Raw genomic sequence first — 16754 nt, 5'->3', positions numbered from 1 at the left:
CGCTAGCTCAACTCCTCAAGTTTTTGTAAGTCACGAACAGCACCTTTGTCAGCGCTAGTTGCAAGGAGTGCGTAAGCTTTCAATGCGGGACTCACATAGCGCTCTCTATTTAGTGGCTTATAAGCATCTTTACCACGAGCCAGCTGTTTTTCATGGCGCAGTGCTAGCTCAGTTTCATCCAGCTTTACATCAATACTGCGGTTATAGATGTCGATAGCGACAACATCGCCGCTTTCAACCAGCGCTAAATTACCACCACTGGCAGCTTCTGGAGACGCGTGACCAATAGAGAGCCCTGAAGTACCGCCAGAAAAGCGGCCATCGGTGAGCAAAGCGCAGTCTTTGTCTAGACCCATCGACTTCAGGTAACTGGTTGGGTATAACATTTCCTGCATACCCGGGCCGCCTTTTGGCCCTTCGTAACGAATGATCACTACATCACCTTTTTTAACTTGGCCGCCCAGTATCCCCTCGACTGCATCGTCTTGAGATTCGAATACCACAGCAGGCCCTGTAAAGCGCAGCATTTCATCGGCCACTCCTGCACTTTTCACGATACAGCCGTCAGGCGCTAAGTTACCTTTTAATACGGCAAGGCCGCCGTCTTGTCTAAAGGCATGCTCGATAGAGCGAATACAGCCGCCTTCACGGTCTAAATCTAGCTCGTCCCAGCGACACGCTTGACTCATTGCTTGAGTAGTACGGATCCCAGCAGGTCCCGCACGATAGAAAGTTTGTGCCCGTTCATTATTACTGTCTGCGGCATTCCAGCGTGCAATAACCTCACCTAGATTTCCGCCAGCCACATGCCCTACCGACAAGTCTAATTTATCCCCTTTAGCAAGCTCGTTTAGAATGGCCATAATGCCACCTGCACGGTGTACATCTTCAATATGATATTGCTGTGTTGCTGGCGCCACTTTACACAAAAATGGGGTACTGCGAGATAAACGGTCTATGTCGTTCATATCAAAGTCGACAAAACCTTCTTGTGCCGCCGCCAATAAATGCAGCACCGTATTGGATGATCCACCCATCGCAATATCTAATGTCATGGCATTCATAAATGCCGCTTGATTTGCAATATTGCGTGGCAGCACTTGCTCATTGTCTTTGCCATAGTATTCATCACATAAAGCCATGATGCGCTTTGCTGCGCCCAAATACAGCTGTTGGCGGTCTTTGTGTGTCGCTAGTGTTGTACCATTACCTGGCAGCGCTAAACCCAGCGCTTCTAATAAGCAGTTCATCGAGTTTGCAGTGAACATACCTGAGCATGAGCCGCACGTAGGGCAAGCAGAGCGCTCTACTTGCTCAGACTCCTCATCACTGACTGTTGGATCCGCTCCTTTTACCATGGCATCAACAAGATCCAACTTTAAATCGATATCCGCTAAGCGAGTTTTACCCGCTTCCATCGGGCCGCCGGAAACAAAGATCACCGGAATATTCAACCGCAGTGCGGCAAGTAGCATACCAGGGGTGATCTTGTCGCAGTTAGAAATACACACCATAGCATCAGCACAATGGGCATTGACCATGTATTCGACTGAATCAGCAATTAAGTCTCTCGATGGCAACGAATACAGCATACCGCCGTGCCCCATGGCAATGCCATCGTCAATTGCTATGGTATTAAATTCACGAGGTACGCCGCCTGCTTCTGTTATCGCATCAGCCATCAATGCGCTGAGTTGATTGAGGTGAACATGACCCGGAACAAACTGGGTATATGAATTTACAACTGCAACTATAGGTTTATGAAAGTCACTGTCGGTCATTCCTGTTGCTCGCCACAACGCACGGGCGCCCGCACGTTGCCTGCCTTCAGTCGTTGTTTTACTCCGTAATTTAGCCATGTCTCACCTTACGCTCGGTTTTCCGAGTTCCTCATTCCCAAAATTTACAATGCTTTGCTTCAGGGTGCATCACCCTGAAGCAATAAGATTAATCGTTTACGTACTCTAACCAGCCGTTTTCGTCTTCAGCCTCACCCTTTACAAGTGCAAAGTATGCTTGCTGCAGTTCCTCTGTGATTGGACCACGCCCGCCGTTACCGACAGGGATTTTGTCAACGCTACGAACTGGTACAACTTCAGCTGCGGTTCCAACCATAAAGAATTCATCCGCCAAATACAGGGCTTCGCGTGCAATCGCCTCTTCACGCACTTCATAACCTCGCTGCTTGGCTAAATGAATAATAGTGTCACGGGTTAGGCCCGGTAAGATGCAGGCTGTCGTGGGTGGCGTATAAAGCACGCCTTTTTTCACCACAAACAAGTTTTCGCCCGCACCTTCACTGAGATAACCATTCACATCTAGCGCAATTCCTTCAGCATAACCATTGCGTTTCGCTTCGCCTGAAATAAGCTGAGAAGACAGATAATTACCACCAGCTTTTGCTGCCGTTGGCATGGTATTTGGCGCCAAGCGACTCCACGAAGACACACATACATCCACACCTTGCGCTAAGCCCTCTTCACCTAGGTACGCGCCCCACTCCATTGCAGCAACTGTCATATCAGCGCGATGTGATTTTGGATTCAAGCCAAGACCTACATGACCTAAAAAGGCAAATGGACGAAGATATGCATTGGTAAAGTTGTTTGCTCGTATCGTCTCTTTACACGCAGCAATTACTTCCTCTTTTGTATATGGGATCTCCATACGGTAGATTTTTGCAGAATCAAATAAACGCTGGATATGATCGTTTAAACGAAAAACCGCAGGGCCATTTGGCGTGTCATAAGCACGGATCCCTTCAAAAACTGAGCTGCCATAATGCAGAGCATGACTAAGCACATGAGTGGTTGCTTGAAAGTAAGGAACCATTTCACCGTTGTGCCAAATAAGTTCTGATGTCTGTGTCATTGTTTAACTACCTTAATTAATTCTTTTAAATTGCCTGTTTCTGTAGTGTGTGCAAGTCAACTGCCTGCACCTCTACTAGCTTACTCAGTTGTGAGGTTAATAAATAGATAGGTTTGTCACTATCTACTGTCATTTTGACGTGGAATAAGTCATCTTGCCCTTGAAGCTCTAAATTAGTAAGACGAAATCCCCGATGTCTAGCCACTCGTAAAAAGCGCTCTATCGCAATACTCTGTTGTTTTACTGCAACGGTTAAATGGTGTTTCATGAAAAGTTCTCCGTCATCATTTCATCATTGGCAGCACCTGGAGGAACGAGTGGCCATACGTTTTCTTTATCATCAATACAAGCGTGAAGAATATAGGGGCCTTGCGCACTGACCAGTGCATCCACAGCCTCATCAACTTGACTGGCGTGAGTAATTGTCTGCCCTGGAATACCAAACACAGCAGCCAATGCGACAAAATCTGGATTATCTGACAAGTCTGTTTCGCTGTAACGACCGTCAAAAAAGAGCTGCTGCCACTGCCTCACCATACCTAATCTTTGGTTATCAAGTATCAAAATTTTAACGGGTAAGTTGTTTCTACGAATAGTTGCCAGCTCTTGAATATTCATCATGATGGAGCCATCGCCAGATACCGTGATCACTGTGTTATCTGGACGTGCTATTTGCGCGCCAATAGCCGCTGGCAGGCCAAATCCCATAGTGCCCGCACCACCGCTACTTAAGTGGTTACTCGGATGGCTAAATTTCATGTGCTGCGCCACCCACATTTGATGTTGACCAACATCGCAACATACCACTGCAGTTTTTGGCAGCTTTTGGCTAAGTTGATTTAGTAAATAAGGGGCAAAAACTTTTTCACCGGGATAGTCATAACGCCACGCATGTTGTCGTTGCAGGGTTGCAATTGTTTCAAGCCATTGCGTGTTAGTAACCACACACTCAAGCTGTGGTAGCGATTGCTTCAAATCAGCAATCAGTGATGCAGCTGCTGGTTTTCGTTTACCGACTTCAGCAGGGTCAATATCTAAGTGGATCACCTTAGCGCCAGCAGCAAACTTTGCTAAATTCCCCGTCACGCGGTCGTCAAATCGAGCCCCGATACACACCAATAAATCACATTGCTGTACAGCTAAGTTGGCAGCCTGAGTGCCGTGCATACCCAACATACCAAGGTCAAAGTCATAATCAGGTGTAACACTGCCTAGTGCTTTTAGAGTCGACACTGCCGGCATCCGTGTTTTCTCTAAAAACTGCATCAACTGAAGCTGAGCATCAGCGTTTTGCACACCACCGCCGATGTATGCAACTGGCCTTTTTGCTTCACATAGTAATTGATTAGCTTTCCCTACCTCGGCTTGTGATAGCATTGGACATTCATCTTGTGGCGCTGCAAATGGATGAAAATGCACATTTGCGAGCTGAATATCTTTTGGAATATCAACTAAAACTGGGCCTGGGCGACCGGATTGGGCAAGGTACATGGCTTCTTGGAGCACTTCTGCAAGGTCTTCTGAGCGTTCAACCATGTAACTGTGCTTTGTACAAGATAAGGACATACCTAGTACATCGACTTCTTGAAACGCATCCGATCCAATCGCAGCAGTTGGCACTTGGCCTGTAATGGCAAGTAAAGGCACTGAATCCATCATCGCATCTGCAAGCGCAGTGATAAGGTTAGTCGCTCCGGGGCCTGATGTTGCAAAACATACCCCTAACTTCCCGGTACTACGCGCATAACCGACGGCAGCAAATCCGGCACCTTGTTCGTGGCGAGTCAAATAGTGCTTAACAGGCGCACCGTACAAAGCGTCGTAAATTGGCATGATGGCTCCCCCTGGGTAGCCAAATACGTGTTTGACGCCTTGCTCTTCTAGCACCTTGATAACAAGTTGTGCGCCGGTTGTTGAATTGCTCATGTTCTGCTCTCAGTTGCCTTTTTTGCCCTAAAACGAAAACGCCCCCCGAACCTTGTGGTGCGGGGGGCGCTTATGCTGATGGTTTTCTTACAGCACTAACTAGCCCCCGCGGTAATAATAATCACCACGCTGATAATCACGACTAGTAGAGTTGCTGTTAGTAACATTGCTTGAATTCCGAAAATTTAACTTTGCTAACGACTAGGTATAAACACTGCGTTGCCTCTTTTTCTATTAATACCGCGCGAACAGCACCCAAGTCAACCTAAAAAACTATGCCATTTAAATTTAAAAAAGCACACTGAAAACATAAAAAAACCCCAAAAACACCATAAGTAGAATTAAAAAAGCAACAAATACTAAATTGAGAATTTTATATTGGTTTTGCTTAACGATAACGAAAAATTTACTTTCTTATTTTGGCAATATGAAATTTTCTATACTTCTTGCCCATTTCTTTTTTAGTGACATTCGCTAGGCTATATCGCAGACTACCTTTTTAATAAAATCAACAGGGGATCAAAGTGGTAAAATTCCTTTCTCCATTTATATTTTTTTGTTTTTTCCTAAGCCTTTTTAGTGCTTTTGCAAATGCAGAAGTTGGCCTTTGGAAAGTAGAAAAAGGCCAAAAAACATCCTACTTGTTTGGAACTGTGCATGTTGGTGATAAACAAATGCAAGGGTTGCCAGTCAAAGTTAAAACCGCTATCAAAAACAGTGACAAAGTGATGGTTGAGGTGAACCTAGAAGCCTTATCTCCGTTGGCAATCCAACAACGCTCCATGCCTTTTATGCTACTAAAAGGCAATCAAACCTTAGCGTCTCAACTAAGCCCCGAAGTCTATAACAAGCTGAAAGCCTATTTTGCAGCAAAACAAATAGATATTGCTTTATTTGAACGTTATGCCCCCTGGGCTGTTATGGTGACTATGCTACAGCTGGAATATCAGAAGTTAGGTTTCACGGACAAAAATGGGATAGACAAGCAGGTTATCGCGTTTGCAAATGAAAGCAATATTGCAGTTGATGAATTTGAAACGCTTGAATATCAGCTTGAGATGTTTAGTCAATTGAGTGTACATAGCAACGACATGCTAAAAGAGACGTTTGCACAGATGGCGGACTTAAATACTTACTTTTTGGATTTAGTCGCGGCATGGCGTTCCGGCGACTTGAAAAAGCTATCTCATTATTACAATGTGAGCTTCTCTGATGATAAATATGGTCAATTAGCCGAACAATTGATGATCATTGAACGTAACAATAATTGGATTGAAATACTCAAAGAGCAATTACCGAACACCTCCTTATTTGTCGCAGTAGGTGCTCTGCACCTGGTCGAGCAGTACGGACTGATCGCTCAACTAAAAGCTGAAGGTTATACCATAACGCCGCTTTAATATGGCCATAACTTGGCAAAGAGCCAAAGCGCAGGTCACCTTTCAAGGCTCGTTGATACAACACTGCACCGAGCCTTCAAAAAAATTAAAATCTATTTAAACCTTTTCACCTGACACTGCGACTTACCTTACAAAGACACTCCTTAAAGGTAAAAAGAATGAAAAGAATCATCTGCGCTTTATTGGTGAGTAGTGCAGCAATCACTGCTCACGCAAACGAAACAAAAACAATTACAGCATCATTTTCAGGTAGCGATGTAATTGAACTCGGAATAGATGTTGCGGTGGGTAAAGTTGATCTAGAAACTTATCATGGTGACACCATTGAGGTTGAGATCCTAGTTGCACCAAAGGACTCTGACAGCTGGTTTAGCACACCTGACGTCAATGATGCCGAATTAACCAGTAAAAGCCATGCTGATAAGCTCTCTCTTGAAGTACCGTCAGATGATTATGAACTCTCTTGGCACGTAAAAGTACCGCAAAGTGTGGCTCTAGATATTGAGGTTGGAGTGGGAAAAATCGAAGTAAATGCCCTTAATAATTCTGCCGAGCTGGAGGTAGGTGTTGGTAAAATAAAGGTTGCCGCGATGGCCTCTGACTTTAAACAGGTCTCGTTAGACTCAGGTGTGGGTAAAACATCTATGTCAGGGTACCCCGCTAGTAACACAGCGAAAAAAAGCATGGTAGGATCAAAAACTGATTATTCCGGTGCTGGACGCTATGCTATCGATGCTGAAGTTGGTGTGGGCAATATCAGCCTGATAAAAAAATAGCAGAGATTATCTTTTATCAAGCATAGCGGTGAGTTTATCTGTTAATACTTCTGTTTGTAGCGGCTTATACAAATGAGCCGTTGCGCCCAACTCATATACTTTGTCTAAGTCTGCACTATTGGTATTTGCGGTCACAACGAGAATAGGAATGATAGGGTCGATTGCTCTGATCTTTCTTGTCGCCTCAAAGCCATTCATGATTGGCATATTTAGATCCATCAGTACCACATCAAACTTTCCAACCTGATATATTTCAAGTGCTTGCTCACCATGTTCAGCATGTGTTACTTGCTTAGCTATCGGTTGCAGCATTTTTTCAATCACTCTGGCGTTGATTAAGTTATCCTCAACGAGTAAAACATTGGTAGATAATTTTTCACGCTTGCTTGAGCGCACGTTCTCGATATCAACTTCTACCGGGATCTGAAGCTCTGCTCTCGTCCCAAATGGCTTTCGAGCTGTAAATTTAAGCTGTCCACCCAGCGCGGACACTAGCAACTGACAGCGTTGTAGTCCAAGTTGCGACCCCTGAAAATGCTCTGTTCGCATTGACTCCTGTAGACGTTTATAATCAAACCCCTCTCCTGTATCTTCAACAATAAACTCAAGATAAGACGCCTCTTGAGTCATCACAATATCTGCAAACACTTGAATACCACCACGCTCGGTAAATTTAATCGCATTGTTTACAAGTTCTCCAACGAGCCAAGCTATCCGTTTTGCATCACCGAAACAAGCCATATTTAGCGCATTCCCAAGGGCTAAATTAAACGTGAGAGACTTGTTATGTGCGCTCAGTTGGAACGAGATACAAGCTGTTTTTATCACATCGTGCAGCTGTATTTGATGCCGCTCAATGACAATATCTTGCTGAGATAAACTATTGAAATCTTCTACCGAGTAAAGCAAAATATCTAACTGATTAGCGGCACTCTTTACATGCTCCAATTGTTTTGCATCTGCACTTTTTATAAATTCATCCAAGTAACCATGGAGCGCTTGAAGTGGAGTTCGTAGTTCATGACTAACACGAGCCAAAAAGCGCGATTTCGATTGTAGCGCGTCATCCGCGAGCTTTTTTGATGCTTCAAGCTGCCTAAAAGCTTCGGTTATCTCTTTTGTCATTGGGCGAAATACAAATTTAGCCTCAATAAATAAAACCGTCAGCCCTAATAGCCAAATTAATAACTCTATTTTTCTAACCCGCTCGGTGTTTAACTTAGCTTGATGTTCAAACAGAGAGACCGCTTGGTTTAAGTTAGGTAATAAAGTCTGTGATAATGTAAGTATGCCTTCTGACAACTGAGTATTTGGCTGTTTTAAGTGGCGTTTTGCCAAAGTAATAAACGTAAGACTCTGCTGATGTAATTGTATTGGGTTTTCATAATACAGTGACTCAAGCGACTCATTTAAGTGGTGATACTGACCCCCCTCTTTTTCTGTTAAAAAGTGATGGTTACCTTCAAAGTCATCAATAGCTAATCTGAGCGTCTCCAACCCTTGCGGCGAATCTATCGAACTGAACAGTGCAATCCGTTGAGATAACATCCGCTGCATACCAGCAAGATTGATCACTCGAGCATCCTGGCTCTGCTGGTGGAGGAGGTATTGCATCACTACCATGGCCATCGACAGCAATAAAGCCATAGCCAACAGCGCCCCTATGTAGCGAAACTTCATGTTAGGTATTAACGACATATTGGTATATTTGTTCCCTCTTTAAAAAATGCCCACGCTTATTCAGTGTAGTGGACAATCATATTATTTACAGTCCTATACTTGACACCTAGACGGCCAAAATGTTTCAATGCGAGCTCACCCTATTTATGCAGTTTGATGCCAAAGCGTCAAACTTATACCAATGGTGCTTAATTAAATCGAATAGATATTAAGACCAAATGGTATTAGGGCTGGAAGAGGTGCGTTATTCAGGTAACTAAGTGAAGGAGAGCAAACTCCGTTGCAGCTTAGTAAGGGGAATACACGCCGAGAAACAGACAACTTTGCTATTCTCTGTTTCGGGCGACTGGGCTGAATCCCAGCGACTGTCACCAACACACTTGGTGGAGAGCTTCTGGTCTTAGAAAAATAAGGCCACAGGCTGCCTTATCCTTTTTAAGTCCATTGCTCTTCGAATTTTAACGGTTCGAAGTTTGGACACCCTCCTTACTACGAACATGATTTAAGTTCGGTAGAGATGAAATTACAATTCAACTTATCTGACTATCCATTATGGACGGCTTTAGTTACGCCTTTTGATGCTGAAAATCAGATCGATTTTAGCGCGTTGACGACCCTTGTACGGGATCAAGAGCAGGCACAAAATGGTATTCTGTTACTTGGGAGTACCGGCGAAGGGCTTGCGCTTACTCAGCCAGAGCAACAAAAAATCGTAGAGTTTGTTTGCCAACTTGCGCCTTGCGTACCATTAATGGTCGCAGTGGGTGGCAGCAACCTTGAACAACAAATACAGTGGGTGCAGTTTTGCAACACACAGCCCATTGATGCTTTGTTACTCGGCTCACCAATTTATGCCAAACCCGGTAAAGTGGGACTTGCACATTGGTTTAATTCCCTCTTAAACGAGAGCAACGTGCCATGTATGCTCTACAATGTACCAGGGCGAAGTGCCGTTGCCATCGCCCCTGAATTATTAGAGGAACTTGCAAATCACCCAAACCTTTGGGCACTCAAAGAAGCTAGCGGCAATATCGCAACTTTCGAAGCATTTCGCCAAGCAGCCCCAAATGTCGCAATCTACAGCGGTGATGATAGCTTAATGCCTTACTTTGCCCAAGCGGGAGCAACTGGCTTGGTGTCTGTCGCTGCGAATGCTTGGCCGCAACAAACAGCCGAATTTGTAAGGCGCTCTCTTAGTGGCACGTCCCCTAATTTATTCACTACATGGTCGAAAGCTGCGAACAGCTTATTTGCAGTGGCAAACCCTATTCCGGTTAAGGTCTTGATGCATTTACAAGGAAAGCTGACAAGCCCAAACCTACGCCCTCCTTTGACACATTTAGAACTTACTCACACAGATGCGCTGACACGCGCCAACGAAACAATTTTATCTTGGAATTAAGGCAGTAAAACATGAGCTGGTTAACACTACTAAACAACCTCGAAAACGGCACTGTACGTGCGGCAACACAAGACGAACAAGGTCAATGGCATGCAAATGTAGAAGTAAAAAAAGGGATCCTTGAAGCATTCAAAAATGGCGTAAATACGGAATTCCCAGGTGGTTTCGTGGACAAAGATAACCTAGCGCCACGCGGTTTTGCAGCACAAGATGGCGTGCGCATGGTACCCGGTGGAAGCAGCGTAAGACGTGGTGCGTATGTCGCTGCAGGCACCATCATCATGCCACCGGCTTATGTAAATATTGGCGCATATATTGACGCTGGCACTATGATAGATAGTCATGCTTTGGTCGGTTCATGCGCGCAAATTGGTAAAAATGTTCACCTAAGTGCTGCTGTTCAAGTTGGTGGAGTTTTAGAGCCTGTTGGTGCAAGCCCGGTTGTTGTTGAAGATGATGCTTTTATTGGTGCGGGCTGTGTATTAGTTGAAGGTGTTGTCGTAAAGCGTGGTGCTGTCTTAGCGCCAGGTGTTCGTTTATCTGCCAGTATTCCAGTTTATGATTGTGTCAATGAGCGTTTACTAGATAAAGACGAGGCGATCCCTGAAAATGCAATTGTGATCCCAGGCTCTCGCCCAGCCTCTAGTGAGTGGGCGCGCCAACAAGGTTTAAGCATGTCCTGTGCACTTATAGTCAAGTACCGTGATGAGCAAAGCGATGCGTCACTTGCACTAGAAGAGGTATTACGCTAATGAGCTGGTTGAGCACGTCACAACGAGCTGTTGCACAAAGCTTAGTACAGCAACAAGATACCCCTTTTTTCTGCTACGACTTAGATAAACTCAGCGCACATGTAAAGCCGCTAGTTGATCAACAAGTTGTAAAGCTATGGTATGCCGTTAAAGCCAACCCACTGTCTCACATTATTAAAACCCTAGATCACGCTGGGTTTAACTTTGATGTGGCCTCTAGTGGCGAGTTGGATCAGGTTTTATCACAAGGTGTCACTCCAGCGCGCGTGCTCAACACAGGTCCGGCGAAATCACTAAAGCAAATCCGCCACTTTGCAAACCAAGGTGTTCGCATCTTCGTAGCAGAGAGTCACAACCAAGTTGTATGGTTAAATCAAGTAGCCTGTGAGTTCGACCTTCAATTTGATGTGTTGTTACGGGTTCAGTTACGTTTTGATAAAGCACAACACAATCCACTAGGTGGTAATACATTGACCCCTTTTGGCCTAGGTAGTGAACAGTGGCAAGCTTTAACTTTAAGTGATTACACCCATTTAGATTTTGTCGGTCTGCATATTTTCCAATGGGGCAATATGCTCTGTAGCGATACCCTAGCTGAACTTTGGCAAGCCATGGTGTCACCCTTAGTACAGTTGGCTTCTGAACTTGGGATAGCGCTTAAAGTGCTCGACCTAGGCGGTGGTCTTGGGATCCCTTATGACGCGCACAGCACCGCACTTAATTGGACAAAGCTGCTAGATACACTCGCATCAATTAAATCCGCCACTCAAGTTGATGAGCTGTGGATGGAATTAGGACGCTATGCTGTCGGCGAGTGCGGTTTTTACCTCAACCCAGTGGTTGAACAAAAACAGAATTACGGTGCTCACCAACTTATTGTCGCGGGCGGTGTGAACCACTTATTACGTCCAGCAGTTACTGGACAAGCATTCCCAGCTGAACTGCTACGTCAGTCTGATGCCAACACAGCTGATTTTCATATTCATGGTCCACTTTGTACTGCGCTGGACAAGTTAGGCACTTTAGCTTTACCCAGTGACAGTGCAGATGGTGATTGGTTGGTGTTTAGTCAATGTGGTGCCTATGGTTACACTGAAAGCATGCCATTTTTTCTGTGCCACGAATTACCAGCGGAGTTTGTGATCTCTGGCGGTGAAGTTACCTGCGCTCGCGCAGCGCAACCTGCATCCAGCTATTTGAGGTAGAGATGAACATAATTACACAACAGAATATTCAAGTTGGTGAAATAGCGAACGGCTTGCCGTTAACCATTCCTGTATATCGCATCAAAGACGATGGTAACGGCCCAAAGGTTTATATCCAAGCCAATATGCACGGTGCAGAAGTCCAAGGTAATGCAGTCATTTATCAACTTCTTGAGCAACTTAAAACATTGTCACTAGCAGCCGATATTACTCTAGTACCTTATGCAAACCCCATCGGTTGTAATCAAAAGTCGGGAGAGTTTACTTTGGGTCGCTTCGATCCAATAACTGGAACCAACTGGAACCGAATGTATCAAGACCATAGCTCTTTGGCATATGAATTTGTCGAAAAGTATGTTGATCTTCCGTTAGAGCAAATAAAGCCGCAGTTTCGCCAAGTGTTGCTGGAGCATACAACAGCACAATTAGACGCCCCGCTAGATAGACTCACCACGGGAAAACGCATTGCATTAAATTTGCAGCGCTTGGCTCATGAAGCAGAGCTAGTATTAGACCTACATACCGGTCCCATTTCAGCGAAACACCTTTACTGCCCTGAATATGCCAAGGAAAGTGCCCGCTATTTTGATATTCCACATGTGCTACTTATTCCCAACGAGTTCGATGGGGCTTTGGATGAAGCAAGCTTTTGTCCATGGTGGCACTTGAAATTGGCATATGAAGCAAAAGGACGAAACATCCCTGTATTCACTGAAGCATTTACTGTTGAACTCGGCTCGCAAGAAAAAATTGACCTGACAGAAGCACAGCATGATGCTAACAGCATTCTCAGCTATCTCAATTATAAACAAGCTTTTTATGGTGCACACTTCGCGCCAAAAGAGATTACTCGTTACACTTGCCAATTAGAAAACTACCGTACTTTTTACGCACCGATGGGTGGTATGGTCGAATACACAGCAACACTTGGAGAGCATATCAAAGCAGGGCAAACAATTGCCAAGATATTAAGAATGGAACGCTATTTATCGGAAACGCCCTTGAACGAAATCAAGTTAGACGAGGATGCAATTGCCATTTTGCACTTTGCCTCTGCGAGTGTGAACCAAGGTACAGAGCTATACAAGTTTTTTACCCAAGTTGAGCGACTGTAATTTACGTAACCAATTGCGTGAGAGTAAGTCAAATAGCAACAATCAAAGGTTAGAAAGATGTTTACTGACCTATTATCTAGCTCTTTCGGTTGTTTCTGTAAACACTTACTAAGGTATGGCGGCAGCCGCCGCCACCTTTTTATCGAGACCTGTTTTTAGCTATCAGGGCATAGTTGACCTTACTGATTCATTTCCCTTTCATTATCATTGGTTAATAATGTAATCAATTGTACTCACTCTCGGCGCAAAGATAATGAAACTGACACACCTATCCCTACCCGCTTTGGCGTTATTGGCGTTACCGCTTTACGCTCAAGATACACAGCAAGAAGATGAAATTGACCTTGTTAAACAATGCGTACTCAACACGGTCTTAACCGGTGAAAAAGACAAAACCATTGAACAAGTTCGTCAAGAATGTGCAGAAGCAGACGCCGATAAAAATTTAAGTCAACTCGATAAACGTATGGCGCGGGAACGTGTCACAGAAAAAAACCGGAATGTCCTTACGCCACATAAGCGCAATTACATCTTACCAGTTTCCTATATGACCAATGTAAATAGCCGACCTTTTGACGGTTTAAAAGCGATTGACGATGAAGAGGGGGAACCAATTGATAACTTTGAGGCTAAGTATCAAATTTCATTGAAAGCACCCATTTATAAGAGCTTTTCTGACAAAGATCAGGCTATCTATTTTGCTTTCACACTGCAATCATACTGGCAAGTCTACAACAAAGATGTCTCTTCGCCCTTTCGTGAAACCAACTATGAACCAGAAATCTTTTGGATCAACTTTTTAGATGACGAGAATGTACTTTGGGGTGATGAGATGGCCTTTGTACTTGGTATTTCTCATCAATCAAATGGTCGTAGTCAACCTAACTCGCGTTCTTGGAACCGTATCTATGCTAACTTTATATGGGAGAATCGAGGCTTTGTATTTAGCTTCAAGCCTTGGTATCGACTACCTGAAAACACGAAAGACGATCCATTAGATCCACGCGGTGACGATAACCCTAATATTGATGAATATCTCGGACATTTTGAGTTTAACAGCGTATATCGTTATGAGGATCACGAATTTGGCATCATGTGGCGTAATAACTTACGCAGTGACAACCGAGGTGCTATTCAATTGGATTGGTCCTTCCCTATTTGGGGAAGATTACGTGGCTATGCACAGTACTTCAATGGTTATGGCGAAAGCCTAATTGACTACAACACGCATACGCAAAGGTTTGGCATTGGGGTGTTATTAACAGACATACTCTAATGGTTTAAAAGCTCTGGCGCATCACCAGAGCTTTAACTTCAGCTCTATTTATTGTGGCTTTATCACCACAAACTGCCCTTCAAACTTGGCAACTAGAACATCTCCATCATAAACATTTACTGGCACGACATACTTAGCCTTTGCATCACTTACCAAAGCTTGTAGGTCACCTTCACAGTCTGCAATGGTTACTGTCGCCGCAGGCGCTGTTGTTAGCGGTTTTAAGTACTTGATATTAGCATCTGCCAACACTATATCACCTTCAAGCCCAAGCTCTTTGAGCGCTAAGTATGTTGCTCCCCAACCCGTTAACGTCGCCATACTGTAAATGGAACCTGCGAACATTGAGTTGTGTAAGTTTAAGTTCGCTTTTAAGTCTGCCTTGGTAGAAAACTGCCAGTCAGTATAGCTTTCTACTTTAATACCCATGGCGTCACTGATGGGGATAGACTCACGCCATGTATTTTGCAGTACATGTGTCCAGTCTGGTTGTCTAAACCAACCAGGTTCAGTTGGCCGCTGTTTAACCATTTTCCAATGCTGAACATCACCGTAGGCTAAATGCGCTTTCTCGACTACTTCATAGCCGTGGCGCTGGTAAAATGATAAGGCTCGTTCACGCGCAAATAAAACTAACTCTTGCGCTTTTTGAGTCCAAGCGATGATCTCTAACTCGTGCAGTAAACGACTACCTAAATGATGGCCTCTATGCCCTTCAGCCACAGCCATATATCGTACTTGAGCTTGCTGATGATTATTGAAGTGGAGCCTAGCAACCCCCAGCACTTCACCTTCGTTGTTTTTTATATAGCGATGCTCTGCTTCTTGCTCTAAGTCATCCTGTTCGCTACCTCTCGGTTGATCCCATGGCGCTCTAAGTACTTGCCAACGTAATTGATAGTAAGCTTGCCAATCTTCGCTACTTTGCGGTGAAGTTACCTCAAACATCACTGACTCCTGTTTTTTGTTAGCCTTATCGCTATTATTCTTAGGTTGAATACACCCTACAAGATAACCTCAGTGTAGGGAATAAAATGCGCTAAAACACTTAGTCTTTAGTGTAAAAACTAATGAACAAGCTGGCATTCACAAAATCCTCGTCTATGCTGATGTTATCATGGGAGAATTTATTACTCATTCAGGCACTATTAGTAACGATTTTGTGGTTCATAGCCACCAGCTAGGGCACTTGCTATATTGGCACAAACAAGGCCGAAACAGCATTCAGGTTCGCCAAGACAAGTCGTTGCGATGGCTGCTAATAAACAACACCTTACAATCCGTTGTGGAGCTAAACCACCCGGAACACTTGCTATTTCCCCACTTAAAAACATTTGCTAGCCGCTGGCAATTAGCAACACCACCGACAAGCGTATTAGAATTAGGACTTGGCGCAGGCGCTATCCGTGACTATCTGAAGGCCACGTATCCAAGTTGCCATATCACTACCATTGATAACAACCCTGATGTCATCCATTGTTATAAGCGTTATTTTGGCGGCGATCCCTTGTGTGATGTTAACTGTATTGATGTGTTCAAAGCACTACAGCAGGGCAAGCGTTATGATTGGATAGTATTAGATTTATTCAGCGAGTTAGAGCCTCCTCTTTTCTTGTTTCAGCATCAATTTTACCGCTTATTACGAGCAGCTATAAATGAAGGCGGGAGGCTATATATCAACTTTTTAACCGACCATGAATCGCAATTAAAGCAACTTCAGCATTTACTTATCACTAATTTCGGTAAAAAGCCTTATATCGAAAGGGTACCGGGTTACGCAAATATCATCATTGATGTAAAGCGCTAGACTCGAGCTTTTATCTGTACATTATTGCTGCTTCAGCGGCGTTACTATACCTGCGCTCAATTGTAAAAAGCGCTCAATCAAAAGCAATTTGTTTACGTAATCGCGAAATTAAATGTGACGGGGCCATCGTTTACCAAGCTAACTTTCATATCTGCCGCAAATTGTCCTGTGGCAACTTTAAGCCCAGCTACTTTAGCCTGCGCCACAAAGTATTGATACAAGGTATTTGCTTGTTCAGGCGTCCCAGCACTTGAAAAGCTCGGCCTCATACCTTTTTTGGTATCGGCTGCCAAAGTAAATTGCGATACAACCAATAACTCGCCTTCAATATCTTTTAGACTCAAATTCATTTTGTCATTACTGTCTGTAAAAATACGATAGTTGCTTACCTTATGGAGTAGCTTATCTGCCGTTTGCTCCGTGTCTGCTTTTTCAACCCCTAACAGTAACACTATACCTTGACCTATCTGCCCAACTACTTTCCCCCCAACTTCGACTTTTGCTTCTGTAACTCGTTGAATTAGTCCTTGCACACTCTACCTCT

The 16754-nt window shown here is 44.2% G+C and carries 15 protein-coding genes and 1 riboswitch; of the genes, 8 read left to right on the top strand and 7 right to left on the bottom strand.

The features are described from left to right. Positions 1-2: 2 nt before the first annotated feature. The 4 genes from ilvD to ilvG form a co-directional block, all read right to left on the bottom strand. Positions 3-1859, bottom strand: coding sequence for a dihydroxy-acid dehydratase (gene ilvD, locus J8Z24_RS01280; RefSeq protein WP_147389184.1), 1857 nt, complete (start codon positions 1857-1859; stop codon positions 3-5). A gap of 88 nt (positions 1860-1947) precedes the next feature. Then, complete coding sequence (locus tag J8Z24_RS01275; RefSeq protein ID WP_125251501.1) at positions 1948-2871, bottom strand: branched-chain amino acid transaminase; 924 nt, start codon at positions 2869-2871, stop codon at positions 1948-1950. A gap of 25 nt (positions 2872-2896) precedes the next feature. Further along, positions 2897-3139: an acetolactate synthase 2 small subunit gene (gene ilvM, locus J8Z24_RS01270; RefSeq protein ID WP_125251500.1), complete on the bottom strand. Its 243-nt coding sequence runs from the start codon at positions 3137-3139 to the stop codon at positions 2897-2899. After that, complete coding sequence (gene ilvG, locus J8Z24_RS01265) at positions 3136-4797, bottom strand: acetolactate synthase 2 catalytic subunit (protein ID WP_176033307.1); 1662 nt, start codon at positions 4795-4797, stop codon at positions 3136-3138. Before ilvG ends, ilvM begins: the two co-directional genes overlap by 4 nt. A gap of 524 nt (positions 4798-5321) precedes the next feature. Between ilvG and J8Z24_RS01260 the strand changes: the two genes are divergently transcribed. Beyond that, complete coding sequence (locus tag J8Z24_RS01260; RefSeq protein ID WP_125251498.1) at positions 5322-6197, top strand: TraB/GumN family protein; 876 nt, start codon at positions 5322-5324, stop codon at positions 6195-6197. A gap of 158 nt (positions 6198-6355) precedes the next feature. Then, on the top strand, positions 6356-6973 hold the full coding sequence (locus tag J8Z24_RS01255) for a hypothetical protein (protein ID WP_147389187.1): 618 nt from the start codon (positions 6356-6358) through the stop codon (positions 6971-6973). A 6-nt stretch (positions 6974-6979) separates the two neighbouring features. Here the strand turns inward: J8Z24_RS01255 and J8Z24_RS01250 are convergent, their stop codons facing one another. Further along, entirely contained in the window at positions 6980-8671 is a 1692-nt protein-coding gene (locus J8Z24_RS01250) for a response regulator (RefSeq protein ID WP_176033309.1), read from the bottom strand. Positions 8672-8879: 208 nt separating this feature from the next. After that, positions 8880-9055, top strand: a riboswitch (Lysine riboswitch). Between the two features lie 115 nt (positions 9056-9170). Here J8Z24_RS01250 and dapA point away from each other — a divergent pair. From dapA to J8Z24_RS01225, 5 genes are all read left to right on the top strand, one after another. Beyond that, entirely contained in the window at positions 9171-10055 is an 885-nt protein-coding gene (dapA, locus tag J8Z24_RS01245) for a 4-hydroxy-tetrahydrodipicolinate synthase (protein ID WP_252095137.1), read from the top strand. Positions 10056-10066: 11 nt separating this feature from the next. Then, positions 10067-10807, top strand: coding sequence for a 2,3,4,5-tetrahydropyridine-2,6-dicarboxylate N-succinyltransferase (locus J8Z24_RS01240; protein WP_176033311.1), 741 nt, complete (start codon positions 10067-10069; stop codon positions 10805-10807). Continuing rightward, a complete protein-coding gene (locus J8Z24_RS01235; RefSeq protein WP_176033312.1) occupies positions 10807-12012 on the top strand; it encodes a PLP-dependent decarboxylase in 1206 nt (401 codons plus the stop codon). Before J8Z24_RS01240 ends, J8Z24_RS01235 begins: the two co-directional genes overlap by 1 nt. Positions 12013-12014: 2 nt before the next feature. Beyond that, positions 12015-13127, top strand: a complete 1113-nt coding sequence (locus J8Z24_RS01230; RefSeq protein WP_252095136.1) for a succinylglutamate desuccinylase/aspartoacylase family protein — start codon at positions 12015-12017, stop codon at positions 13125-13127. Positions 13128-13380: 253 nt separating this feature from the next. Beyond that, on the top strand, positions 13381-14403 hold the full coding sequence (locus J8Z24_RS01225; RefSeq protein ID WP_128730400.1) for a phospholipase A: 1023 nt from the start codon (positions 13381-13383) through the stop codon (positions 14401-14403). Between the two features lie 48 nt (positions 14404-14451). Here the strand turns inward: J8Z24_RS01225 and J8Z24_RS01220 are convergent, their stop codons facing one another. Continuing rightward, the gene (locus J8Z24_RS01220) at positions 14452-15351 is read right to left on the bottom strand and encodes a bifunctional GNAT family N-acetyltransferase/hotdog fold thioesterase (RefSeq protein ID WP_125251490.1); all 900 of its coding nucleotides are present in this window, start codon (positions 15349-15351) and stop codon (positions 14452-14454) included. A 169-nt stretch (positions 15352-15520) separates the two neighbouring features. On the opposite strand from J8Z24_RS01220, the gene J8Z24_RS01215 reads away from it, so the two are divergent. Continuing rightward, on the top strand, positions 15521-16210 hold the full coding sequence (locus J8Z24_RS01215; protein WP_252095135.1) for a spermidine synthase: 690 nt from the start codon (positions 15521-15523) through the stop codon (positions 16208-16210). A gap of 92 nt (positions 16211-16302) precedes the next feature. Here J8Z24_RS01215 and dtd read toward each other — a convergent pair whose 3' ends face one another. Then, the gene (gene dtd / locus J8Z24_RS01210; protein WP_252095134.1) at positions 16303-16743 is read right to left on the bottom strand and encodes a D-aminoacyl-tRNA deacylase; all 441 of its coding nucleotides are present in this window, start codon (positions 16741-16743) and stop codon (positions 16303-16305) included. Positions 16744-16754: the final 11 nt, after the last annotated feature.

The organism is Pseudoalteromonas sp. SCSIO 43201, from assembly GCF_023716725.1.
Taxonomy (GTDB): Bacteria; Pseudomonadota; Gammaproteobacteria; order Enterobacterales; family Alteromonadaceae; genus Pseudoalteromonas; species Pseudoalteromonas peptidolytica.
This window is presented reverse-complemented; position numbering and strand designations above follow the sequence as displayed.